At 33.3% G+C, this 23,791-nt stretch carries 22 protein-coding genes; 9 read left to right on the top strand and 13 right to left on the bottom strand.

Translation table 11 applies throughout. The annotated features are described in order from the left end of the window. Positions 1-143: 143 nt before the first annotated feature. The 5 genes from HYN56_RS00610 to HYN56_RS00590 form a co-directional block, all read right to left on the bottom strand. Complete coding sequence (locus tag HYN56_RS00610) at positions 144-845, bottom strand: DUF2971 domain-containing protein (protein ID WP_109190419.1); 702 nt, start codon at positions 843-845, stop codon at positions 144-146. 123 nt (positions 846-968) lie between these two features. Beyond that, positions 969-2,798 carry an ABC transporter ATP-binding protein gene (locus tag HYN56_RS00605; RefSeq protein WP_109190418.1) on the bottom strand — a complete coding sequence of 610 codons (1,830 nt, stop codon included), beginning with the start codon at positions 2,796-2,798 and terminating at the stop codon, positions 969-971. 276 nt (positions 2,799-3,074) lie between these two features. After that, positions 3,075-4,802 carry a phospho-sugar mutase gene (locus tag HYN56_RS00600; RefSeq protein WP_109190417.1) on the bottom strand — a complete coding sequence of 576 codons (1,728 nt, stop codon included), beginning with the start codon at positions 4,800-4,802 and terminating at the stop codon, positions 3,075-3,077. A gap of 85 nt (positions 4,803-4,887) precedes the next feature. Further along, positions 4,888-5,844, bottom strand: a complete 957-nt coding sequence (locus tag HYN56_RS00595; protein ID WP_109190416.1) for a glycosyltransferase family 2 protein — start codon at positions 5,842-5,844, stop codon at positions 4,888-4,890. 8 nt (positions 5,845-5,852) lie between these two features. Continuing rightward, positions 5,853-6,383 carry a DUF4199 domain-containing protein gene (locus HYN56_RS00590; protein WP_109190415.1) on the bottom strand — a complete coding sequence of 177 codons (531 nt, stop codon included), beginning with the start codon at positions 6,381-6,383 and terminating at the stop codon, positions 5,853-5,855. Positions 6,384-6,632: 249 nt separating this feature from the next. Between HYN56_RS00590 and HYN56_RS00580 the strand changes: the two genes are divergently transcribed. Both HYN56_RS00580 and HYN56_RS00575 read left to right on the top strand, forming a co-directional pair. After that, entirely contained in the window at positions 6,633-6,887 is a 255-nt protein-coding gene (locus tag HYN56_RS00580) for a type B 50S ribosomal protein L31 (RefSeq protein WP_008464817.1), read from the top strand. A gap of 160 nt (positions 6,888-7,047) precedes the next feature. Continuing rightward, on the top strand, positions 7,048-8,220 hold the full coding sequence (locus HYN56_RS00575) for a GlmU family protein (protein WP_109190413.1): 1,173 nt from the start codon (positions 7,048-7,050) through the stop codon (positions 8,218-8,220). Positions 8,221-8,386: 166 nt separating this feature from the next. On the opposite strand, the gene HYN56_RS00570 is transcribed toward HYN56_RS00575, so the two are convergent. After that, positions 8,387-8,830 (bottom strand): PepSY-like domain-containing protein, encoded by a 444-nt coding sequence (locus HYN56_RS00570; protein ID WP_109190412.1) that lies wholly within the window; start codon positions 8,828-8,830, stop codon positions 8,387-8,389. A gap of 334 nt (positions 8,831-9,164) precedes the next feature. Here HYN56_RS00570 and HYN56_RS00565 point away from each other — a divergent pair, with 334 nt between their 5' ends. The 3 genes from HYN56_RS00565 (at position 9,165) to HYN56_RS00555 (ending at position 13,633) form a co-directional block, all read left to right on the top strand. Then, a complete protein-coding gene (locus tag HYN56_RS00565) occupies positions 9,165-10,799 on the top strand; it encodes an ABC-F family ATP-binding cassette domain-containing protein (protein WP_109190411.1) in 1,635 nt (544 codons plus the stop codon). A 233-nt stretch (positions 10,800-11,032) separates the two neighbouring features. Continuing rightward, positions 11,033-12,181: a porin gene (locus HYN56_RS00560; RefSeq protein ID WP_109190410.1), complete on the top strand. Its 1,149-nt coding sequence runs from the start codon at positions 11,033-11,035 to the stop codon at positions 12,179-12,181. 21 nt (positions 12,182-12,202) lie between these two features. Further along, the gene (locus tag HYN56_RS00555) at positions 12,203-13,633 is read left to right on the top strand and encodes an anion permease (RefSeq protein WP_109190409.1); all 1,431 of its coding nucleotides are present in this window, start codon (positions 12,203-12,205) and stop codon (positions 13,631-13,633) included. On the opposite strand, the gene HYN56_RS00550 is transcribed toward HYN56_RS00555, so the two are convergent. Beyond that, the gene (locus HYN56_RS00550) at positions 13,630-13,914 is read right to left on the bottom strand and encodes a GNAT family N-acetyltransferase (protein ID WP_109190408.1); all 285 of its coding nucleotides are present in this window, start codon (positions 13,912-13,914) and stop codon (positions 13,630-13,632) included. The genes HYN56_RS00555 and HYN56_RS00550 overlap by 4 nt on opposite strands. 312 nt (positions 13,915-14,226) lie before the next feature. On the opposite strand from HYN56_RS00550, the gene HYN56_RS00540 reads away from it, so the two are divergent. After that, a complete protein-coding gene (locus tag HYN56_RS00540) occupies positions 14,227-14,883 on the top strand; it encodes an alpha/beta hydrolase (protein WP_109190406.1) in 657 nt (218 codons plus the stop codon). Between the two features lie 272 nt (positions 14,884-15,155). Here the strand turns inward: HYN56_RS00540 and HYN56_RS00535 are convergent, their stop codons facing one another. Further along, positions 15,156-15,671 carry a hypothetical protein gene (locus HYN56_RS00535; RefSeq protein WP_011921618.1) on the bottom strand — a complete coding sequence of 172 codons (516 nt, stop codon included), beginning with the start codon at positions 15,669-15,671 and terminating at the stop codon, positions 15,156-15,158. Positions 15,672-15,840: 169 nt separating this feature from the next. Here HYN56_RS00535 and rpmH point away from each other — a divergent pair, with 169 nt between their 5' ends. Further along, positions 15,841-16,002 (top strand): 50S ribosomal protein L34, encoded by a 162-nt coding sequence (gene rpmH, locus HYN56_RS00530; RefSeq protein ID WP_008464848.1) that lies wholly within the window; start codon positions 15,841-15,843, stop codon positions 16,000-16,002. A gap of 149 nt (positions 16,003-16,151) precedes the next feature. Then, positions 16,152-19,007 (top strand): carbamoyl-phosphate synthase large subunit, encoded by a 2,856-nt coding sequence (gene carB / locus HYN56_RS00525; RefSeq protein ID WP_109190405.1) that lies wholly within the window; start codon positions 16,152-16,154, stop codon positions 19,005-19,007. Between the two features lie 497 nt (positions 19,008-19,504). Here the strand turns inward: carB and yiaA are convergent, their stop codons facing one another. The 5 genes from yiaA to HYN56_RS00500 form a co-directional block, all read right to left on the bottom strand. Then, entirely contained in the window at positions 19,505-19,903 is a 399-nt protein-coding gene (yiaA, locus tag HYN56_RS00520) for an inner membrane protein YiaA (RefSeq protein ID WP_091497352.1), read from the bottom strand. A 190-nt stretch (positions 19,904-20,093) separates the two neighbouring features. Further along, positions 20,094-20,633, bottom strand: a complete 540-nt coding sequence (locus HYN56_RS00515; protein ID WP_109190404.1) for a DUF4252 domain-containing protein — start codon at positions 20,631-20,633, stop codon at positions 20,094-20,096. Positions 20,634-20,639: 6 nt separating this feature from the next. Next, a complete protein-coding gene (locus tag HYN56_RS00510) occupies positions 20,640-21,167 on the bottom strand; it encodes a DUF4252 domain-containing protein (RefSeq protein ID WP_109190403.1) in 528 nt (175 codons plus the stop codon). 20 nt (positions 21,168-21,187) lie between these two features. Next, on the bottom strand, positions 21,188-21,646 hold the full coding sequence (locus tag HYN56_RS00505) for a hypothetical protein (protein WP_109190402.1): 459 nt from the start codon (positions 21,644-21,646) through the stop codon (positions 21,188-21,190). Further along, positions 21,633-22,142, bottom strand: a complete 510-nt coding sequence (locus HYN56_RS00500) for an RNA polymerase sigma factor (protein ID WP_109190401.1) — start codon at positions 22,140-22,142, stop codon at positions 21,633-21,635. The genes HYN56_RS00505 and HYN56_RS00500 overlap by 14 nt, the downstream gene beginning before the upstream one ends. Before the next feature lie 165 nt (positions 22,143-22,307). Here HYN56_RS00500 and HYN56_RS00495 point away from each other — a divergent pair, with 165 nt between their 5' ends. Further along, positions 22,308-23,753: a S41 family peptidase gene (locus HYN56_RS00495; protein WP_109190400.1), complete on the top strand. Its 1,446-nt coding sequence runs from the start codon at positions 22,308-22,310 to the stop codon at positions 23,751-23,753. Positions 23,754-23,791: the final 38 nt, after the last annotated feature.

Genomic DNA, 23,791 nt, shown 5'->3' with positions numbered 1-23,791 from the left:
CCCATCTTTGAGCTAAATAAAGCCTGTTGAAAATATAATTTTTAACAGGCTTTATTTATGTTTTGAAAAAAAAATCTTTTTAATCCGTGTAATCTGTGGCTAAAAAAAACTTAGTATCTCAGTAACTCAGAATCTTAGCATCTCTAAATCAAAATATCACTTTCCAAATCTGATTTCTCGATTTCAAAATCAAAGCCTAAGCGTTCCACCAATTCAATAACCAGTTTTTTATACCAGTTCTCTGATTTTGGATGAATGTAAATCTTTTCGATTAATTGATTGATGTCGACATTAATTTTTAAACCGTCGTTGAGTTTTATATCACTTTTTGAGGTGTCGGTTAGAATGCGGACTTCTCTTTCATATTGAAAACTTTTTCTTTTAAATAAAAAGGGAAAGAATAAGTCTTCAAAAGGAATATATTCTTTTTTATAATCGATATAATTGACTTCGCCGATATACTGATCAAAATTGTTTTCAGGTTTAACCGCTTTCTGCAATCGCCCGATTGTAGACTGAATGGCAAGTCCTTCACTGTTTTGAGTGAAAATCTGCCACATGGCAAATGATTCGTATTCGTTAATATGCCAACTGCTTACAGCAACTTGTTCCCTGTGTGTTTTGTAATAATTAAGGAACTCAGGATTATCGATCGCTAATTTCTTGATTTCTTCGTAAGTAGGCTCGCTGAAAGTGCCTTCATATTGGTCTTCGAATTTATCAGATCGTGACATGAATAACTTTTTCGAAAGCAGTAAATCCAAAAATTTTGATAAATCCAGATATTTCCAAACTACAGTATCGGGATCTTTAGGAAGAGTAAGATTAGGGTTGTTAAGATACATTTTATTGAGGTTAAATGATTTATTCTTTAACTAACCTAAAGTTATGAAAAATAAACACAGATTAAAGAAATTAAACTCAGTTTTAATATTTCCTTAATCTGTGTAAGATATTTTGAGATTGTTTTACGACTCGAATGACTGCATCGTTACCAGTTTGTTGTAAGTGCCGTTTAGAGCAATTAATTGTTCATGCGTTCCTTGTTCAACAATTTTTCCTTTTTGCATTACTACAATGACATCTGCTTTCTGAATCGTTGAAAGGCGATGCGCAATTACAATAGAAGTTCTGTTTTGCATCATATTTTCTAAGGCAACCTGAACAAATTTTTCGCTTTCAGTATCCAAAGCTGATGTTGCTTCGTCCAGAATCATAATCGGTGGATTTTTCAATACTGCACGAGCAATTGATAAACGTTGTCTTTGTCCGCCTGAAAGTTTGTTTCCACTGTCTCCGATATTGGTATAAATTCCGGCTGGAAGATCTTTTACAAATTCGTAAGCATTAGCGATTTTCAAAGCTTCAATAATTTCATCATCTGTAGCATCTAATTTTCCTAACGAAATATTAGCTTTAATAGTATCATTAAATAAAATACTGTCCTGAGTAACCAATCCCATTAAACCGCGAAGTGATTGCAGGTTAAAATCTTTAATATTGATTCCGTCAATAGAAATAGTTCCGTCATTTACATCATAAAAACGAGTCAGTAAATTGGCTATTGTACTTTTTCCACTTCCTGACTGACCAACAAGCGCAACAGTTTGTCCTTTTTTAATTTTTAGAGAAAAGTCTTTTAAAACCATTTCTTCTTCATATTTAAAGTTAACATTTTGAATGTTGATATTGTCATCAAAAGTTGTTTTTTCGATAGCATTTTCTTTACTGGTAATTGAGTTTTCCTGATCTAGAATTTCCAACACACGTTCTGCAGCGGCATTTCCTCTTTTGACACCATAAGAAGCTTTAGAAATTGCTTTTGCTGGTGTAAGAATGTTGTAAGCTAATCCCATGTAAGCGATAAAAGCGGCGCCTTCAAGAGTTTTGTCAATTAAAACCATTTGACCTCCGTACCAAAGTAAAATAGCAATTACAGTAATTCCCATAAATTCGCTGGCAGGTGAGGCTAAATTTTGACGATTTCCGATGCTGTTGGATAAATCAAAAAAACGTTTTGTAGAATCCTGAAAAACAGTATTGAAATAGTTTTCAGAATTGTAACCTTTTACCACTTTCAATCCGCCAATCGTTTCTTCGATTGTCGATAAAAATTTTCCTTGTTCTTCCTGTGCTTTGCTGGATTGTTTTTTAAGCTGTTTTCCAATCAATGAGATAATATATCCGGAAATAGGAATAAAAATAAAAACGAACAAAGTCAGTTTAGCACTAATAATCAACATTGCGGTTATCGTAAAAATGATAGTCAAAGGTTCTTTTACGATAAGTTCCAGGATAGCTAAAAATGAAGTCTGAACCTCGTTTACGTCTGCAGAAATTCTCGAAATAACATCTCCTTTTCTTTTCTCAGAATAAAAAGCCAAAGGAAGTTCCAGTGTTTTTTTATACAATGCATTACGCATGTCTCTTAAAACTCCGTTTCGTAAAAAGTTGATAAAAAACATTGCCAGATAATCTGCCAGGTTTTTTAATAAGAAAATCGAAATTATGATCGTTACCATAATTCCCAAAATGTAACCGGATTCGTGAGTACCTTTCGTTGTAGTTATATAGTAACTTAAATAGTTTTCTCCGTATTCTTTCAGGTCTAAGATTCCTGTAAATACAGGTTTTACATGATTCGCTTTTGTTTTGTCAAACAAAACCTGAAGCATTGGTATTAAAGCAACAAAAGAAAGGGTGCTGAAAAGTGCATATAAAACATTAAAGAAAATGTTTAAGAATGCGTATTTTTTATATGGATATATAAAAGGAACTATTTTTTTGAAATTACTCATTTAAATTTGAATATTTTTTTTCTGTTATGCTGAGTTTCTTTTGAATTCCAGCATTTTTTTTTGGTTATAATTAGATTGTTTTTTTTGAGTTTTTACCTCACAAAATTAATCCAATTGGTTTGGTTTCAATTTTTTTTGGCTTTTTTTTATCAAAAAAACTCTGATTTGCATTTGTTATAAATGTAAATCAGAGTTCTAAAAATTGAATTTAATCTATTTTGCACACAGTGTGTGCAAAATTATGATAGATATGTAAAGAGTTTGTCACTCATTTTATTATTTCAATTGCATATCAGCAATGATGTTCTGGATTTTCTGATCTAAGAAGCTTTCTGCTTCATCAAAATCAGCAACCGATTCTAATTCGGCATTTACACTGATATAGAATTTAATTTTAGGTTCAGTTCCACTTGGTCTTGCGCAAATTTTAGAACCGTCTTCTGTATAATAAATCAATACGTTTGATTTTGGAATATCCATAGAAGATTCTTCGTTTGTCAATAAATTCAATGCGGTAGATGATTGGTAGTCTTCGACCATAATTACACGCTGACCGTTGATTTCTTTTAAAGGATTTTGACGTAAATTAATCATCATCTGATTAATTTCTTCTAAACCTTCCATTCCTTTTTTAGTTAATGAAACTAAGAATTCTTTGTAGAAACCATTTTCAACATAAAGCTGTAAAAGTTCTTTGTAAACAGAACTTCCTGCGGCTTTAGCCTGAGCGGCAACTTCGCATATTAATAAAGTAGCAGCAACTGCATCTTTATCTCTAACAGCATCACCAACCATAAAACCAAAACTTTCTTCACCACCTCCAATAAATTGAAGTTCTGGAAAATCTTTGATCATTTTAGCGATCCATTTAAATCCTGTTAAACCAACTTTGCATTCAACGCCATAACTTGTTGCTAATTCCATAATCATTGGAGTTGAAACAATAGTAGAGCCTACGAATTGTTTTCCGTTGATTTTTCCAGCTTTTTTCCATTGTTTCAATAAGAAAGAAGTCATCAAAACCATCGTTTGGTTTCCGTTAAGCAGAATTAATTTACCGTCATTGTCTCTAACTGCAACACCTAAACGGTCACAATCAGGATCTGTTCCTACAACAATGTCTGAATTTGTTTTTTCTGCTAAAGCAATTGCCATTGTTAAAGCTTCAGGTTCCTCCGGGTTTGGAGATTTTACAGTAGGGAAATCTCCGTCTGGAATTGCTTGTTCTGGAACAATGTGAACGTTTTTGTAACCAGCCTGAGATAAAACATCCGGAATAGATTTTATAGAAGTTCCGTGAAGAGAAGTAAAAACAATATGAAGGTTGTCTTTTGCTTCAGCCGGAGTATTAAAACTTGCGTTTTCGATTGATGATTTTATGAATGCTTTGTCGATTTCAATATCAATATACTGAATCAGGCTTTCATTTGCATTGAATTTGATTTTATCGTAATCTAAACTTTCGATTACCTGAATAATTTCACCGTCTTGCGGAGGAACAATTTGTCCGCCATCCTGCCAGTACACTTTATATCCGTTATATTCCGGCGGATTGTGTGAAGCGGTAAGAACAATTCCGCATTGGCATTTTAAATATTTAAGAGCGAAAGACAATTCCGGAGTTGGTCTTAAATCAGAAAACAAATAAACCTGAATTCCGTTTGCAGAAAATACATCTGCTACAACTTTTGCAAGTGTATTACTGTTATGGCGGCAATCGTAAGCAATAACTACTTTCAACGGTTCGTTTGGAAAAACTTTATGCAAATAATCAGATAATCCCTGAGTATTTTTTCCAAGCGTATATTTGTTGATTCTGTTGTTTCCAACACCCATAACACCTCTCATGCCTCCAGTACCAAATTCTAAGTTTTTATAAAAACTTTCTTCAAGGTCTTTAGGAGAAGTTGTCATTAATTCTTTTACTGCTGCCTGCGTTTCTTGGTCAAACGTAGGAGTCAGCCATTCATTTACAGCGTTTAAAATATTAGGTGCTATGTTCATGTAAATTTTCTTTTATGTTTTAATAAAGGTAGTTTTTCTTTAAAGTTTCGTTTGACTCAAAAAGATTATTTTTTCCTGATTGGTATCAAAAATTCACTTCGCGTGCTACTTTATATCTTTCTTCATTGTTTTTGGTTCTCAAAATAATTTCTCCCAGAAAGCCAGCAAGGAAAAGCTGAGTTCCTAAGATCATTGTGGTTAATGCGATATAGAACCAGGGATTATTGGTCACCAAAGAATATTTCATTCCGTTATACATATGGTATAGTTTTGAAACTCCAATATATCCGGCAGATAAAAATCCGATGATAAACATGATAGAACCGATAGCTCCAAACAAGTGCATTGGTCTTTTTCCAAAACGAGATAAAAACCAGATTGTAATTAAATCCAGGAATCCATTTATAAAACGTTCCATTCCGAATTTAGTTTCACCATATTTTCTGGCCTGGTGTATAACCACTTTTTCACCTATTTTATTAAATCCGGCATTTTTGGCTAAAACAGGAATGTAACGGTGCATTTCACCAGAAACTTCAACGTTTTTCACAACCGCATTTTTATACGCTTTTAATCCGCAGTTAAAATCATTTAACTCAACACCCGAAGTTTTTCTGGCGGCCCAGTTAAATAATTTTGATGGAAGATTTTTGGCTACAACAGAATCGTAACGTTTCTTTTTCCATCCGGAAACCAAATCGTATTTCTGAGCTGTAATCATTTCATATAATTCAGGAATCTCATCAGGGCTGTCCTGTAAATCGGCATCCATTGTAATGATAACATCACCTTTTGCTTTTGCAAAACCAGCATGTAAAGCCTGGGATTTTCCAAAGTTTTTCATAAAACGAATGCCTTTTACATTCGGATTTTCATTAGAAAAACCTTCAATGATCTGCCAGGAATTATCTGTACTACCATCATCTACAAAAATGATTTCATAAGAGTAATTGTTAGATTGCATCACTTTAATGATCCATGTGTAGAGTTCCTGAAGTGATTCCTCCTCGTTTAGAAGCGGTATAAGTATAGATAAATTCATTTATATTTTTATTCTTGTGTCGATTTGCTTTTGAAAAATGCAGCTAAAATTAATCCTAAAATTGAATAACCAATAAGGCTGAAAACCAGTCCTTTTAATTGTTCTGTTACCGAGAAAGGATTGTTTTCTCTCATTTTGGTTAAGGCTTCATTTATTGCAGAAGCAGGAGTTCCAAATTTCTGTAAAGTTTCAGCCATGTATTTAACCAGTAATTCACTTAAAGTGTTTTTAGCCTCAGGATCAATTACGTTAAATAATACAATACTAAATAATGAAGAAATAGCTACCGCAATAATTGTAGCTATAAAAAAAGTGGTAAACGCATCTTTAAAAGAGAAAAATCCATTAATCTCTTTTTTTGTTTTGGTAAGTAGCAGGATTCCTACTACCACATAAATAACGAAAGTAAGTCCGCCTATCCAGCCAGAAACAAATAACTTAAGATCTATAGCATAAAGAGTTGCCGTAATTAATGCCAGAATAACTCCTAAAGCAATTCCATAAGTAATTCCATTCTTTTTTATAACTTCATTAATCATATTTCTATATGTTTTAAAATTAATCCACAAATATAGTAATTCCCACTATAATCGGATATAAAAAAAGCTTTTCGAAATAAACTAAAAAAAAGTGAGCTAAGTATTTGTTTATTAAAAAAGAATTGTAAATTTGCACACTCAAAAATAATTAAATTTTTAAACAAAAAGAGTATCATTTGTTTACACCTTTTTCTAACCATGAAAAAGCTTCAAAATAAAAATACTCCAAACAATAAATAAAAAGAAAAGATGAAAAAAGGAATTCACCCAGAAAATTACAGATTAGTTGCATTTAAAGACATGTCGAATGATGAAGTTTTTATCACTAAATCTACTGCAGATACAAAAGAAACAATTGAAGTTGACGGAGTTGAGTATCCAGTTGTAAAAATGGAGATTTCTAGAACATCTCACCCTTTTTATACTGGTAAATCTAAACTTATTGATACTGCAGGACGTATTGATAAATTCAAAACTAAATATGCTAAACACGCTAAAAAATAATAGCTGTTTTAAATTATATAAAAGCCTTCCGGTTCCGGAAGGCTTTTTTTATGCGTTAAATATTACTTTTCGTTAAAGTGGTTTTAAATGAAACCGGTAAAATATTTGTAACTTTGGGCCAAGGTAACCAAATCAAATTTTAACAAACACTCAATTATTTATGAACTACATTCTTTTCGACGGGCCCGTTCGGAATGCTTTACTACCCTTTACTTTTACACGGCCGGTGGCTGATATTTTGGTTGGAATTATGACTATTCGTCAAAAATGGGAAAGACGTTTAGGTTCTACAATTACCACTATAACCGAAGATTATTTATCAGAGAAATTTCCGATGGTAGAAATGGAAGAAAATGTAATGATCAACGCAGCGTATTTGCCAAATGATACTCTTGCGGAGATGGTTTCTAATTTAACCACAAATCAGGCCATATTTAAAGGTGAAGATGTAATAGCTTTTTTTGCAGGCGAAAATCAGGAAGTCGATTTTGATTCTTATGAAATCATTCAATACAACGACGATTGTATTACTATAGAACATACTTGGGATATTTTCTCTAAAAATGATGCGGCAATCCGTCAGGATTTTGAATTTTTGACAGAAGACCGAAAATCACAACCCATTCCTAAAAGCGTTAATGTAATTGCTCCGGAAAATATATTTATTGAAGAAGGCGCAAAATTAGAGTTCGTCACTTTAAATGCATCGAACGGACCTATATATATAGGTAAAAATACGGAGATAATGGAAGGAACTGCAATTCGCGGACCTTTTGCCTTGTGTGAAAATGCAATGGTAAAAATGTCGGCTAAGGTTTATGGTGCTACAACTGTTGGACCAGGATCTAGAATAGGCGGTGAGGTTAAAAACTCAGTTCTTTTTGCTAATTCGAACAAAGGGCATGAAGGGTTTTTAGGGGATTCTGTTTTAGGCGAATGGTGTAATATTGGAGCCGATTCTAATAATTCGAATCTAAAAAACAATTACGAAGAAGTAAAATTATGGAGCTATGAAACAGAAGGTTTTGCAAAAACAGGACTTCAGTTTTGTGGTTTAATGATGGGAGATCACAGTAAATGCGGAATCAATACGATGTTTAATACCGGAACTGTTGTTGGTGTAAGTGCTAATATTTTTGGCTCAGGATTTCCAAGAAATTTTGTTCCGAGTTTCTCTTGGGGCGGGGCTGCAGGTTTTACAACTTACGTAACCAAAAAAGCTTTTGAAACAGCTCGCTTAGTAATGTCAAGAAGAAATATCGAGTTTGATGCTACGGAAGCGGCAATTATGGAGCATATTTTCGAAGAAACCAAAAAATGGAGAAAAGACTAAATTAGATAATTAGTCAATTTGAAAATGAGATAATTCTTTACAACCCGACAGATTTTAAAATCTTTCGGGTTTGTTTTTTTTGCCACAGATTAAAGGATTAAAAAGATTTTAGATAAAGATTGTTGAAAAATAATCTTGTGAAAATCCTTTAATCTGTGGCTAAAAATTATTTGTCTATTTTGATGAAATCCTCTTTTAGATTAAATTTTAATTCCAAACCATTAGTCAGTTTTGTTTCGTAGCCTGAAGTTCCAATTTCTATTTTAGTCACTTTCTCTTTAGGGAAATTTGTTTTGATGTAAGAAGCAATCTTTTTCGGAATGATGGATTTTGGAATTTTATCATTTTTACCGTCCACTTCTTTCCAGTTTCCTTTCTTGTCAAATTCGATTTCAAGCTGTTTGTCAAATTGAACTTTGTATTCTGTAGAAAGCAATTCTTTATCTTCTAATATATAGCTCGGCTTTTTTGATCCAAAATGAGTTTTTAAGAATGTTTGGGCGTTTGCCGGTAAAGCTTCTTTTTTAATGACCGTTTTTTGTGCATTTGCAGAAAGTCCAAATAGTAATCCTGCAATTAAGTAAACGGCTATTTTAAATTTTGTTTTCATATTTTGCTGATTTATAAATTCTTATACAAGTTAAGGTTAAATTTTTGAAATAGGAAAAATCAATAAATTTTAAAATCAGTAAAAGTTCTTTTTTTTTGCCACAGATTAAAAGGATTAAAAAAGATTTTTTCGAGTGTATGTGTTTTTTTTAATAATAAGCAAAATCCTTTTAATCTGTGGCCGAAAAAAAAACAAAATTATCTAATTAACACATTCTCAAAATTATCTAATTTTCAAATTGGCACATTATCTAATTAAATCTATCTTTGCACCACGAAAAAAAGGGCAGTCGATTAAACGATGAACCGATTAAACAAATTCACAGAAAAAACAAATGATTACAGTTAACGATATTTCGGTTCAGTTTGGTGGAACTACACTTTTTAGCGATGTTTCTTTTGCTATAAATGAAAATGATAAAATTGCCCTTATGGGTAAAAATGGTGCAGGAAAATCTACACTTTTGAAAATAATTGCCGGTGTAAATAAGCCTTCAACAGGAAGTATCTCTGCTCCAAAAGAGGCTGTAGTTGCTTATTTGCCTCAGCATTTACTTACTGAAGATGGGGCAACTGTAATGGAAGAAGCGTCTAAAGCTTTCAGTGAAATCTTTAAAATGAAGTCTGAAATCGACGAAATCAATGAGCAATTGACAGTTCGTACCGATTATGAAAGTGACGAGTACATGAAATTGATTGAAAGAGTTTCTGACTTAAGCGAGAAATTTTATGCTATCGAAGAAGTGAATTACGAAGCTGAAGTTGAAAAGATTTTAGTTGGTTTAGGTTTTGAACGTGAAGATTTTACACGTCAGACTTCTGAGTTTTCCGGAGGATGGAGAATGCGTATTGAATTGGCTAAAATTCTTTTAAGAAAACCGGATTTAATTTTACTGGATGAGCCTACCAACCACATGGATATCGAAAGTATTCAATGGTTAGAAGATTTCTTATTGAATCAGGCAAAAGCAGTTGTGGTAATCTCTCACGATAGAGCGTTTGTAGATAATATTACAAACCGTACGATCGAGGTTACAATGGGAAGAATCTACGATTACAAAGCGAAATACACGCATTATTTAGAATTAAGAAAAGACCGTCGTATTCATCAGCAAAAAGCATACGATGAGCAACAAAAAATGATTGCAGAAAACCGTGCATTTATTGAACGTTTCAAAGGAACTTTTTCTAAAACAGATGCGGTTCAGTCTCGTGTAAAAATGTTGGAAAAACTGGAAATCGTTCAGGTTGATGAAGTAGATACTTCTGCATTACGTTTAAAATTCCCGCCGGCGGCACGTTCTGGGCAATATCCGGTTATTGTGAAAGAAATGTCTAAATCGTATGGAGATCATGTAGTATTTAAAGATGCTAATATCGTAATCGAGCGCGGACAAAAAGTAGCATTTGTTGGGAAAAATGGGGAAGGGAAATCGACTATGATTAAAGCAATAATGAAAGAAATCGGTGTTGATTCCGGAAGTGTTGATATTGGACATAATGCTCAAATTGGATACTTTGCTCAAAATCAAGCGGCTTTGTTAGATGAAAATGCTACCATTTTTGAAACAATTGATAGTATTGCAGTTGGAGATATTAGAACTCAGATTAAAAATATTTTAGGAGCTTTTATGTTCCAAGGAGATGATATTACTAAAAAAGTAAAAGTACTTTCAGGAGGAGAAAAAACGCGTTTGGCAATGATTAAATTGTTGTTGGAGCCAGTTAACTTGTTGATTCTGGATGAGCCTTCGAATCACCTGGATATGAAAACTAAGGATATCATCAAAGACGCTTTGAGGGATTTTGACGGAACGTTGATCCTGGTTTCTCACGACCGTGATTTCCTTGACGGATTAGCAACTAAAGTTTTTGAGTTTGGAAATAAAAGAGTAAAAGAGCATTTTGAAGATGTGGCAGGTTTCCTTGCGCATAAAAAAATGGACTCTATGAGAGAGATAGAAAAGTAATTTTTTTAGTCTAAATAATTGAAAAGGCACAAGTTAATTCTTGTGCCTTTTTTTTGTTTGGATTTTTGATAACAGAATTTTAATGCAATTTTTTTTACAGTCCACGCATTTTTTTGTTATTTTAGTAATCCCATTTCGTGTTGACAGTAGGTAATTGGCTTTTTGAGAATAAAAAGCAGAATGCTGATTTTGAATTCATTATATAAAAATAACATTTTATCTATTTGAAGTCTATGAGTAAAATTCTACTAGTTCCAATAATTTTTTTCTTTTTTCTGTCTCCGGTTTATTTGCTTGCTCAAGTTGACGTAAACGATGGAGAAAAAAAAGAAGAAGAAGTAAAATATCCACAATACCAGCTCAAAGGTCTTTTGCAAGCTCGTTATCTGGAAAGTTTTGGCGATAATGTTGATGTTCTGGGAATGCATCATTCTACTGGTGATCCTACGCAAAGTTCTTTTGATATTAAAAGAATGCGTGTTGGCTTAAATACGAAATTAAGCAAAGAAACAGAAGTTGTTATCTTGGTGAACTTAGCCGATTTTAAATCGGATACCAAAGGTAAAGTTCTTGAGAATGCCTACGGAAAATATACTTTTAATAAATACATTGCCTTAACTGGAGGTCAGTTTCGCCCAGCATTTGGTATTGAGGAACTTGTTCCTGTTGATATCATTAAATCTTTTGATTTCTCCAATCAGTATTATGAATTTGGAAAAAATGGCTGGACCAGTTTCCAGATTGGGGCTTCTGCAACCGGAACTTTTGATATCGGTAAAATTCCGGTTAATTATGCGGTTTCTGTTTTGAACGGAAACGGGAAAAATGTAGAAATGGATAAAGATAACGGAAAACAATATTCTACACGATGGGTTTTCGAGCTGTCTAAAGAACATAAAATCAATTTAGGTCTTAACGGCGGTTATGGAAGAGTTTTTAAAGAAAAGGTTTTTGCCGTAGGGGTTGATTTTACAAGTGATTTTAAGCTCACAGACAAACTGTCTTTTGATCTTCAGATTGAATACAAGCAAGGAACAAATCATAATTTGTATTTTTCTCTTCCTGCCGAAAATAGAGTGGGTGATGTCTCTAATTATCAAATGCGCGGTATTTATTTTCTTCCGAATTTAAGATATATGGTAAATTATAAAAAATTAACCGCTTTTGAAGTATCGTGTCGTTATGAGACTTTTGATCCAAGTTATAAAGTAAACTCAAACGTAAGGCAAACTTATACACCAATGATTAGTTTGGAATTTGGAAAAGCTTATACAGGACGTATTGAGCTTGGATTTGAAATTGATCGATTTGATAGAAATGTACCCGATACGTCAACCTATAATGACGAATTATTCTTAATTCAGTTACAGCTCCGACTTTAAATTAATATAAAACCATTTATTATGAAAGAAGTACAGATTCCTCAAACCTTGATTACGCTTGCTGTTGGAATTGCAATTTGGCTTATTCCGGCTCCAAATGGTGTTGTTCTTGAAGCTTGGCACCTGTTTGCTATTTTTGTGGCAACCATTTTAGGAATTATTCTAAAAGCGGCTCCGATGGGAACCATGTGTATGATCGCGATTGCATTGACAGCTTTTACCCAGGTTTTAGCGCCGGGAGATCCGGGTAAGTCAATTACATTAGCATTAAAAGGTTTTGGAGATAAGGTAATCTGGCTGATAGGAATTTCGTTCTTTATTGCAAGAGGTTTTATAAAAACAGGATTAGGAAACAGAATTGCTTTTCTGTTCATTAGAATATTTGGAAAAAGTTCTTTGGGATTGGCTTATGGTTTAGGTCTTGCAGATTTGGTTCTGGCGCCAGCTGTTCCAAGTAATACGGCACGAGGAGGAGGAATTATTTATCCAATCATGAAATCTATGTCAATGAGTTTTGGTTCTATGCCGGATAAGCCTGAAACGCATAGAAAATTGGGTTCGTACTTGACTTTAAATAGTTATAACATGAATTTGATTGCGTCGTCTATGTTTTTAACGGGAACAGCCAGTAATCCAATGTGTCAAAAGTTTGCTTTGAATTTGGGAATAAAAATTACCTGGATGTCATGGGCAGTTGCAGCGATTGTTCCGGGATTGTGTGCTTTTTTTGTAATTCCGTTTGTATTGTATAAAATATATCCGCCGGAATTAAAAAAGACTGGTGATGCACCACAGATTGCCAGAGAAAAATTAAAAGAAATGGGAGCAATAACCCGAAACGAATGGATGATGCTTTTGACGTTCTTTATTCTTTTATTTCTTTGGATGACTGGCGATTTGTTTTCAATAGATGCAACAACAACGGCCTTCATTGGATTGGTGATTTTACTTCTCACTTCTGTTTTAACTTGGGATGACGTTAAGGCTGAAAAAGGTGCTTGGGATACAATTGTTTGGTTTTCGGTTTTAGTAATGATGGCCAGTTCGTTGAACGAATTAGGTTTTATTGCTTGGTTTAGTGATTTGGTAAAAGTACAAATCGGCGGATTAAGCTGGCAAATGGCTTTTCCTATCATTGTTTTGGTTTACTTTTTTAGTCACTATCTTTTTGCGAGTGCAACGGCACATGTGGCAGCAATGTACGCGGCGTTGCTTGGAGTTGGAGTTTCACTTGGAATTCCAGGTTTACTGCTGGCTTTTATGTTAGGATTTATAGGTTCGTTATACGGAACTTTAACGCATTACGGTCACGGTCCGGCACCCGTATTCTTTGGGAGCGGATATGTTGATTTAAAGAGCTGGTGGGTCAAAGGACTCGTGACAGGTCTGGTAATGCTCTTGATTTATATGGTAATAGGAGGGCTGTGGCTCCGAATTATAGGGTATTTTTAGATCCTGATTCCAGGAGGAAGTAATTCTTTGTATTTAGGATTTTTTTTGAAAAATGAAACAATCTTTGGATGAATTGGAACCACTCTGTAATTTTTCTCCGAACTTAAATCGAGAACATTTTTCAGTAAAGCATTTATCGCATCATCGTTCTGATAAGAATCTGGAGTGTTGATTTTGGTTAAGAAGATTTTTTTTTCTTGAAATGAATACTCAACTGCCAGCATTCCTTCAGGTACGACAGTTTCAAATTGGCGTGCAAAAGTGTTGTCTTTGATTTCCATAGTTACAGATGTTTCCATAGCAATTTTTTGTTTAGGTTTAGGGATAAAAGGTGAATTTGGGATCCAAAATACTCTTGAAAGAAAATTCTTTATAATATTTCAAAGTCAAAAATATTTCAAATACAAAGGTAATCATTTGATTTTCAATATTAAATTATTTTTTGAAGTTGTAAACCATAAGATGTTGTTTCAGACTTTGCTTTTTTTAGATTTCCTGAGTGAATTAGGCTTAAAATTTGATTGTCATGCTATTAAAAAAAGTAACTTTATTCTTTAGAATAAATGTCTTAATGGTAATTTCATTTTAATGTTATGAGTACAATTCCAGTTTATTTTATGCCTGGTCTGGCGGCAAGTTCATCTATTTTCGAAAGAATTAAATTGGATGAAAATATTTTTGAAATGTGCCTTCTCGAATGGGAAATTCCAAATCCAAGAGAATCTTTATCAGACTATGCACTTCGAATCAGTAAAAATATCAAACATGAAAATCCTGTTTTGATTGGAGTTTCCTTTGGTGGAATTCTGGTTCAAGAAATCGCTAAACATATTAAAGCCCGAAAAGTAATTATTATATCGAGTGTTAGAAGTAATCTCGAATTTCCTAGAAGGATGAAAATAGGAAAGAAAACAAAGGCATACAAACTAATTCCGATGCAGTTGATTTTAAATGTAGAGAAATTGGCAAAATTTTCATTTGGCGAAAAAGTCAATAAAAGAATTAAGTTGTATGAGAAATTTCTAGCTGTTCGTGATTTGGGTTATCTGCAATGGGCAGTAGAAACAGTAATTTTATGGGATCGAGATAAAATTGATGAAAATGTAGTACATATTCACGGAGACAAAGATGATGTTTTTCCGATTAAGTATATTGATAAATGTATTTTAGTAAAAGGAGGAACACATATAATGATTTTGAATAAGTATAAATGGCTCAATGAGAATTTGCCTTCGATTATACTTGAGTGAAATTCCAATTTTTAAAATTCCAAATTCCAAAATCTCTGTGCATGTAGTTTTGTCATCCTGAGGAACGAAGGATCACACAAGAAACTTTGTAAAGTATGGCAGATAATCTTTGTCGAATCGCTTGTGTGATCCTTCGTTCCTCAGGATGACAAACTATGCGGGAAATGTCATTTAAGAATAATCTAAAATCGAAACTCAACAATCTAAAATAAAAAAAATCCCAAACTCTTTTTGGAATTTGGGATTTTAATATTTTGGAATTTGAAGAAAATTTAGATTTTCTTCATTTGTTCTTTCATCATTGAGATTTGTTCTTTCAGCATACCTTGCTTGTCTAATTTTTTAGCTTCGTTTAATAAATTAGTAGCTTCCAGTTTTCTTCTGCGTGACATAGCAACTCCTGCAAGGTTTAATTTAGCTACAGCTAAATCCATATCCATTGATAGTCCAAGTTCGATAGCTTTTTTGAAATGTTTCTCGGCTTGGTTGATATTGGTTTGAGATAGCATGATACCTTGTAAATAATTTAAGTATCCTTGTTGTTTTCTTACTAATGCTCCTTCCGGATTTTTGATATATGATAACCATTTATTTGCACCTTCGAAGTCTTGTTTTCTTAATTTAAGGAAGGCTAAAAGGATAAATTCGTTTTTAAAATAAAGAAAAATTGGAATAGCAGTTAATAAAATAAGGAATATACCATTCCCAATATTACTCTCTGTAAATTGCCAAATGCCCGCTACGACTAGAAGTCCGGCCAAAATAAGTTTAATATTTTTATGAAACATAATTAATGTAAATTTGTGATTGCAAAGATAGTAAAAGGAATTAAAAATATTTTTATAAAAGTACTTGCCAGAAAAAAAAGTCTTTGTATATTTGCACTCGGTTTTTGAACAACGATATCCAAAACCAAATAAACGAGTTAATAGATACCATTTTTAAAGATACAAAGCAATGAGCAAAAGAACATTTCAACCATCGAAAAGAAAAAGAAGAAATAAGCACGGATTTATGGACAGAATGGCTTCTGCGAATGGAAGAAAAGTTCTAGCGCGTAGAAGAGCAAAAGGAAGACATAAATTAACTGTTTCTAGCGAGCCTAGACACAAAAAATAATGTTTGTATAAACATACATAAGGCGATTACTTTTTTAGTATCGCCTTTTTTTATACCTTGTCGGTAAAAAATTTCGCAACATTCTCGTTTTTAATAGACTACGAATGTTTTTTATCAAGTACTTTATATAACTACACAATACAAAAAAAATGCCTAAAGACACATCAATTAAATCCGTTTTAATAATAGGTTCGGGACCTATTGTTATTGGTCAAGCTTGCGAATTCGATTATGCAGGATCTCAATCTGCACGTTCGATTCGTGAAGAAGGAATTGAGGTTATCCTAATAAACTCAAATCCAGCGACGATTATGACCGACCCATCAATGGCCGATCATATTTATTTGAAACCTTTAACGACAAAATCGATTATTGAAATTCTTAAGGAACATCCACAAATTGACGCTGTTTTACCTACAATGGGAGGACAAACTGCTTTGAACTTGTGTTTGGAAGCTGAGGAAAAAGGAATCTGGCAGGATTTCGGAGTAAGATTAATCGGTGTTGATGTTAACGCAATTAATATTACTGAGGACAGAGAGCAGTTTAAACAGCTTTTAGAGAGAATTAATGTGCCGACTGCACCTGCAAAAACGGCTACTTCTTACTTAGAAGGAAAAGAAATTGCTCAGGAATTTGGTTTCCCGCTTGTAATTCGTCCTTCGTTTACACTTGGAGGAACTGGAGCTGCTGTGGTGTACAAAAAAGAAGATTTTGATGAGCTTTTAACAAGAGGTCTTGAAGCTTCTCCAATTCACGAAGTTTTAATTGATAAAGCTTTGATGGGATGGAAAGAATATGAGTTGGAGCTTTTGAGAGATAAAAATGACAACGTTGTAATTATCTGTTCTATCGAAAATATGGATCCAATGGGAATCCATACTGGAGATTCGATTACCGTGGCGCCAGCGATGACGTTATCTGATACCACTTTCCAAAAATTACGTGACTACGCAATCTTAATGATGAGAAGTATCGGAAACTTTGCTGGAGGTTGTAACGTACAATTCGCAGTTTCGCCAGACGAAAAAGAAGATATCGTAGCAATCGAGATCAACCCTCGTGTTTCTCGTTCTTCTGCTTTGGCATCAAAAGCAACTGGGTACCCAATCGCTAAAATTGCTTCGAAATTAGCTTTAGGATACAACTTAGATGAATTGCAAAACCAAATTACTAAATCTACTTCGGCTCTTTTTGAACCAACTTTAGATTATGTAATCGTAAAAATACCACGTTGGAACTTCGATAAATTTGAAGGTTCAGACAGAACTTTAGGTCTTCAGATGAAATCTGTAGGTGAGGTTATGGGAATCGGACGTTCTTTCCAGGAAGCACTTCATAAAGCAACTCAATCTTTAGAGATTAAGAGAAATGGTTTAGGTGCGGATGGAAAAGGATACAAAAATTACGAACAAATTATTGAGAAACTAACTTATGCAAGCTGGGATCGTGTGTTTGTAATTTACGATGCAATCGCAATGGGAATTCCGTTGAGCACTATTCACGAAATTACAAGAATCGATATGTGGTTCTTGAAACAATACGAAGAGCTTTATACTTTAGAGAAAGAAATTTCAAACTATAAAGTTTCTGATCTTCCAAAAGAATTATTGCTTGAGGCGAAACAAAAAGGTTTTGCAGACAGACAAATCGCCCACATGATGAGCTGTCTGGAAAGTGAAGTACACACTTTACGTATGAACATGAACATCAACCGTGTGTTTAAACTGGTTGATACTTGTGCGGCTGAGTTTAAAGCAAAAACACCATATTACTACTCAACTTTTGAGGCTGAAATTGAAAAAGCAAACGGAGAACGTTTTGTAGATAACGAAAGTATCGTAACAGATAAAAAGAAAGTAATTGTTTTAGGTTCTGGCCCAAACAGAATTGGACAAGGAATCGAATTTGACTACTCTTGTGTGCACGGAGTTTTAGCAGCTAAAGAATGCGGTTATGAAACGATCATGATTAACTGTAATCCTGAAACGGTTTCTACAGATTTCGATACGGCTGATAAATTATACTTCGAACCAGTATTTTGGGAGCATATTTATGACATCATCCAACACGAGAAACCAGAAGGTGTAATCGTGCAGTTAGGTGGTCAAACAGCGCTTAAATTAGCAGATAAATTATCTAAATACGGTGTGAAAATTATCGGAACTAGTTTCGACGCACTTGACTTAGCAGAAGACAGAGGACGTTTCTCAGATTTATTGACTGAATTGCATATTCCTTTCCCAAGATTCGGAATCGCTGAAACGGCTGATGAAGCTTCTAAATTAGCTGATACTTTAGATTTCCCGCTTTTAATTCGTCCTTCTTATGTGTTAGGAGGTCAGGGAATGAAAATTGTAATCAACAAAAAAGAGCTTGAAGAGCACGTTATCGACTTGTTGAAAGCCATTCCAGGAAACAAATTACTTTTAGATCACTACTTAGCCGGAGCAATCGAAGCTGAAGCGGATGCAATCTGTGATGCCGATGGAAATGTTTACATCATTGGAATTATGGAACACATCGAACCTTGTGGAGTTCACTCTGGAGATAGTAATGCAACATTGCCTCCTTTCAACTTAGGAGAATTTGTAATGCAACAAATTAAAGATCACACACATAAAATTGCTAGAGCTTTGAAAACTGTAGGTTTAATCAACATTCAGTTTGCGATTAAAGATGATACAGTTTACATCATCGAAGCAAACCCAAGAGCTTCAAGAACGGTTCCGTTTATTGCAAAAGCTTATGGTGAGCCTTATGTAAACTACGCTACAAAAGTAATGTTAGGTCACAACAAAGTGACAGATTTCGATTTCAATCCACAATTAAAAGGATATGCAATCAAACAGCCGGTTTTCTCTTTCAGCAAATTCCCGAACGTAAACAAAGCGTTAGGACCAGAAATGAAATCAACAGGAGAAAGTATCTTGTTTATTGATGACTTGAAAGATGATCAATTCTACGAATTGTACTCTAGAAGAAAAATGTATTTGAGTAAATAATCTCAAATTCTAGTATAAAAAGAAAAGCTCCAATGAAAATTGGAGCTTTTTTTTAAGGTTTGATTTTGACTATTTTATTATCTTTAATTATAACTAATTCACTATTTGATTTCTTTTTGAATTCAATTAACTTTCATAAACTTTATTCATTCCGTCAACAATTTTTTGTTGATTTACAGATCTTTTATATTCTTTCATTCCAATATTTTTTTAAATTATTGAATTTAGTTTCGTCTAAGATTTTTATTTCCGTTTCAAAAGACTTTTCAGCTATTCCAAATGAATTATCAAAAATAAGCATATTTCACCTACAATTTTGAATAGTTTTTTAATTATCGATTTTTATATTTGACCTGTTAAAGACTCAAAAGACAATCAATTTTATGAATTGTATTTTAGAAGAAAAATGTTTTTGAGTTAATAATCTCAGATTCTATTATAACAGAAAAGCTCCAATGAAAATTGGAGCTTTTTCGTATTTTTAAACAGTCTTAAACTTATTCGTTTTGATTAAAGTTCATATTGTCTCTAGTGTTTTTCTGAACCGAAATGGCACCAAACAAGGCTAATAAGAATGCAAAAGCATAGAAACCTTTTTCACTTGGAAGAATCGTGGCATTCCATAATCCAACTACTAAAAGCACAATTGAAAGCAACGTTCCAAACCAGCAGATTCCGTAATAAATATCAGTTACCGGAAGTTTTTCAAGTCTGTCTCTAACGCTTTTTTGTAATGAAACTACGGCGAAAAGTCCGAACATTAGAACTGTAAAATAATATCCTTTTTCATTTAAAAGCATTTCTGCTCTGGCAAGTCCAACTATAAATCCAATTGTTCCTGCTCCAAGAGCAACCCAAGATGCCGCAATAAAGGCATTTGATGTTTTTTGTATCATATTAATTCTGGTTTAATTAGGTTTTGAGATTTGATTTTTTGGCGAATAGAGAATCTCATTTCGTAAATGTAATTATTTTTGATTAACAGCAAAATAAAACCAAGTTAAAATTAGTAGGTATTCTCTTTCTTGTTGTTAAAAAAGAAAAGCCCCATAAGTGGAGCTTTTCTAAGAAAAAGTATAGATGTTTTTATTTTTTAATCAGCTGTTCTAAAGGCTTTAGTTGTTCCATATCGATTTTGGATTTCTGTAAAACAGACATCAATGTCATAATGTTATTAGGATTCATATTTTCACCTAAAACTCTTACTACAGCAAAACCATTTTCTTTTCTGTTGGCAAAAATGACAAACTCTTTAATATTATCGTCACTTCCAACATAACTTACGGAAGCACCGTCTTTACCAGAGCCAAATTTCATTAATTCCTGATACTTTGGGTCTTTTAAAATGGCTTTTACCTTGTTTCTTTCTGTTTCAAACTGAGTCTGATTATTTTGATCAGCTTTAAAAGCCAGAATGTTCATTTTATCAAAAGAATTTAAAGCTTCGTTTTGTTCAGTTGATAACTTTGTTTTGTCAACATTTAAAATGTTTGGCGAAACATCTAAGGCAATAAAATCTTTTTTCTCTGAATTTTCAACAAAATATTTTTGTAGTGACGGCTCAGAATTACAACTTACCAATGTCAGCAAGAAGAATAGAATAGAGGTAAAAACGGTTGCTTTCATTTTATTTTACTTTTTATTTTTAGAAGCTTTCTTTAGGTCAGAACCTCCCGGAAGTTGCATTTTATCTGTTAATACTGAGATTTCGTTCAGGTCAAAATTACCGGTAAGAGACAATAGAACAGTTTCGTCATTTTTTGCACCATCAACAAACATCAATAATTCTTTAATTTGTGTATCGGTTGCACCTGATTTTACCATTATTTTTACATTTTTACCGCTGTCATTTACTCTCATTAATTCTTCGAGACCGGCAGTTTTGATGTATTTATCTGCAGAAGCTTTCATGTCGGCTTCTATTTTTGGATTTTTGGTTGTAAATACTTTTAGGTAATCCAGTTTTTTAATTAGTGAAATGTACTGTTGTGTTTCTTTATCAGAAGCATCAACTTTTACCTTACTCATTAAATCGAACATTTTTTTGTTTACAATTACAGAAGTTACATCGTCCTGACCATCAAATTTGTCAAAAGCACCTTGTGCATAAAAAACGTTTGTAACGAATGCGAAAACTAGTGTTATAATGAAATTTTTCATGACTTCTTTTTGTTTAATTACTATTTAAAAATTTTGTTTTTTGATTGTTCATATTCTTTAATGTACTGTACACTTTCAATACCTACATTAACATTGTTGGATAATAAAGCTAAAGCTTTTTGAGTCGCTTTTAACGCTTCTTCGGGATTATCGTAGGTTCCTAATTCTTTTTGCGAAGCTACTGCAGTAGTGTCATTTTTTTCGCTGACAAAAAAGTATGTTCCGATTCCCAGCAAAACAACAGCTGATGCCGCAATAGATAACCACGCTACGTTGCGTTTTTTAGATTGTAGTGGAATCTCATACGTCGATTTCTGTTCTTTTGCCTGAGAGAAATAACCAAACATAGGTTTGTATTGCTCCAAATGCTGCGCAACATTTGATGAAGAAAAGTATTCTTTTAATTGATTTTCTTCAGCAATAGAAGTTTCTCCCTGAAAGTATTTTTCTAATATATCTTCTATTTTATTTAGTTCCATAAAGGTGTGTATTAATCATTGATTCTCTAATTTTTTTTCTTGCTCTCGAAAGTGCAACCCGTATCGCCGTTTCGTTCATATTGACGATTTTGGCTATTTCCTCAAATTCATATTGTTCAATATCCCGAAGCTGAATTAATAGCTGTAATTGTTCCGGCATGTCGTTTATAATTTTTTCAACCCATTCTAAAGTGTCTTCATCTTCTATTTTTTTGTCTAATCTTGGTTCGCGATCGGTAAAATTATTGTGAACAATTTGAAGATTACTGGCTCTTTTTGATTTCAGTTGATCGAGACAATAATTTTTAGTCATGGTCATGGCGAGGGCTTCGACACTATTGTAGCTTTCCAGATTTTCTTTTTTGTTCCATAATTTAACCATTACCTCCTGAGTCGCATCTTCAGCTTCTTCAGTGCTGGTAAGCAATCTTTTTGCCAGACGAAAAACTTTGTCTTTAAAAGGATTTATTAATTCTATAAATACAACTTGGTTCATTAATCAGATGGTTAATCGTTAGCTTATATAGTCAAGACGAGGCACATTTCTATTTGTTACAACAAAACAATATATTTTTTTTACGTAAAAAAATACTGCTTTTTTGCAAAGCTAAAACTAAAGATACTACTTTTACGTTTATTCTATTATAGAAACCTAAACGATATGAAAACACCTTTAAAAAGTATTCTTTTTCTTTTTTTATTCGCCTTTTCTTTGCAGTCTTGCCAGGATAATGACGATGTTGCAGCTCCGGCAGATGTGCAGATTAATAGTTTTGTCTGGAGAGGATTAAATGAAGTTTATCTATGGCAGGCAGATGTGCCTAATCTTGCAGATAATCGTTTTGCAAGTGAGAATGATTTCAATTCTTTTCTGAGAGGTTATTCGAAACCGGAAGATTTGTTTGAGGACTTGTTGTACAAACCGGAAAGCAAATATCCTAACGGAGATGCTGTTGACCGTTTTAGCTGGATTGTTGATGATTATACAGTTCTAGAACAGGAATTAAGTGGTATTACAAAAAATAACGGAGTTGATTTTAGACTAAGCCTTGTTGCTTCTGGGTCAAACGATGTTGTTGGTTATGTTCGTTATATTATTCCAAATTCTGATGCTTCTACAAAAGCGATTAAACGTGGTGATTTATTTACCAGTGTAAACGGAACGAAATTGACGGTTTCTAATTATCAGGCATTATTGTTAAATCAGGATAGTTATACTTTAAATCTTGCTGATTATAACGGAAGCACTTTTGTTTTGAATGGAAAATCGGTTGCTTTAACGAAAACGGTTTTAGAGGAAAATCCAATTTTTATCAATAAAGTGATTACTTCCGGAAGTCATAAAATTGGTTATTTGATGTACAATGGATTCTATGATGAGTATGACGATAAATTAAATCAGGCTTTTGGGGAATTAAAAGCACAAGGAGCAACAGATTTAGTGCTGGATCTTCGTTATAACGGAGGAGGAGCTATCTCATCTGCAGCTAAACTGGCTAGTATGATTACGGGGCAGTTTGATACGCAGATTTTTTCTAAAATGACTTTCAATGCTAAACAAATGGCAGGAATGTCTGCTGCAGATCTGGAAGATTTAAATGTACGATTTGTTCAAAATTTAAACAGTTTAAATATGACTACTGTTTATGTAATAACAACTGCAAGTACAGCATCTGCCAGTGAATTAATCATTAACGGATTGAAACCTTATATTAATGTAGTTCAGATTGGTGAAACTACAACAGGTAAAAATGTTGGTTCGTTTACTGTTTACGATTCGGAAACTCTAACGAAAAAGAATGTTAATCCAAATCATAAATATGCGATGCAGCCTTTGGTTTTAAAAATTACCAATTCTGTTAATTTCGGAGATTATACACAAGGTTTACAACCAACTTACCAAAAGTATGAAAGTGTAAGTACTTATGGAGTTTTAGGTGATGCATCTGAGCCACTATTGAATCTTGCCATTTCTAAAATTACCGGAACGACGTCTAAAACAATTCAGACAACTTCAGAACCGGATCGTCCATATTTTACAGATTCTAAAATCATAAACGGATTGAACCATGGTATGTATCTTAAAACTGCACCAAAAGGGTTTTAAGAATAAAAACTTCGGACAATAAAAAAAGGCTTTCAGAA

The sequence above is a fragment of the Flavobacterium crocinum genome (assembly GCF_003122385.1).
In the GTDB taxonomy this organism is placed as follows: domain Bacteria; phylum Bacteroidota; class Bacteroidia; order Flavobacteriales; family Flavobacteriaceae; genus Flavobacterium; species Flavobacterium crocinum.
Note: the sequence above shows the minus strand (reverse complement) of the source record. Positions and strands in the feature narration are given on the sequence as shown.

Coding starts and splice junctions, on each gene's coding strand:
- HYN56_RS00610 (WP_109190419.1), bottom strand. CDS start 845: ATGTATCTTAACAACCCTAATCTTACTCTTCCTAAAGATCCCGATACT.
- HYN56_RS00605 (WP_109190418.1), bottom strand. CDS start 2,798: ATGAGTAATTTCAAAAAAATAGTTCCTTTTATATATCCATATAAAAAA.
- HYN56_RS00600 (WP_109190417.1), bottom strand. CDS start 4,802: ATGAACATAGCACCTAATATTTTAAACGCTGTAAATGAATGGCTGACT.
- HYN56_RS00595 (WP_109190416.1), bottom strand. CDS start 5,844: ATGAATTTATCTATACTTATACCGCTTCTAAACGAGGAGGAATCACTT.
- HYN56_RS00590 (WP_109190415.1), bottom strand. CDS start 6,383: ATGATTAATGAAGTTATAAAAAAGAATGGAATTACTTATGGAATTGCT.
- HYN56_RS00580 (WP_008464817.1), top strand. CDS start 6,633: ATGAAAAAAGGAATTCACCCAGAAAATTACAGATTAGTTGCATTTAAA.
- HYN56_RS00575 (WP_109190413.1), top strand. CDS start 7,048: ATGAACTACATTCTTTTCGACGGGCCCGTTCGGAATGCTTTACTACCC.
- HYN56_RS00570 (WP_109190412.1), bottom strand. CDS start 8,830: ATGAAAACAAAATTTAAAATAGCCGTTTACTTAATTGCAGGATTACTA.
- HYN56_RS00565 (WP_109190411.1), top strand. CDS start 9,165: ATGATTACAGTTAACGATATTTCGGTTCAGTTTGGTGGAACTACACTT.
- HYN56_RS00560 (WP_109190410.1), top strand. CDS start 11,033: ATGAGTAAAATTCTACTAGTTCCAATAATTTTTTTCTTTTTTCTGTCT.
- HYN56_RS00555 (WP_109190409.1), top strand. CDS start 12,203: ATGAAAGAAGTACAGATTCCTCAAACCTTGATTACGCTTGCTGTTGGA.
- HYN56_RS00550 (WP_109190408.1), bottom strand. CDS start 13,914: ATGGAAATCAAAGACAACACTTTTGCACGCCAATTTGAAACTGTCGTA.
- HYN56_RS00540 (WP_109190406.1), top strand. CDS start 14,227: ATGAGTACAATTCCAGTTTATTTTATGCCTGGTCTGGCGGCAAGTTCA.
- HYN56_RS00535 (WP_011921618.1), bottom strand. CDS start 15,671: ATGTTTCATAAAAATATTAAACTTATTTTGGCCGGACTTCTAGTCGTA.
- rpmH (WP_008464848.1), top strand. CDS start 15,841: ATGAGCAAAAGAACATTTCAACCATCGAAAAGAAAAAGAAGAAATAAG.
- carB (WP_109190405.1), top strand. CDS start 16,152: ATGCCTAAAGACACATCAATTAAATCCGTTTTAATAATAGGTTCGGGA.
- yiaA (WP_091497352.1), bottom strand. CDS start 19,903: ATGATACAAAAAACATCAAATGCCTTTATTGCGGCATCTTGGGTTGCT.
- HYN56_RS00515 (WP_109190404.1), bottom strand. CDS start 20,633: ATGAAAGCAACCGTTTTTACCTCTATTCTATTCTTCTTGCTGACATTG.
- HYN56_RS00510 (WP_109190403.1), bottom strand. CDS start 21,167: ATGAAAAATTTCATTATAACACTAGTTTTCGCATTCGTTACAAACGTT.
- HYN56_RS00505 (WP_109190402.1), bottom strand. CDS start 21,646: ATGGAACTAAATAAAATAGAAGATATATTAGAAAAATACTTTCAGGGA.
- HYN56_RS00500 (WP_109190401.1), bottom strand. CDS start 22,142: ATGAACCAAGTTGTATTTATAGAATTAATAAATCCTTTTAAAGACAAA.
- HYN56_RS00495 (WP_109190400.1), top strand. CDS start 22,308: ATGAAAACACCTTTAAAAAGTATTCTTTTTCTTTTTTTATTCGCCTTT.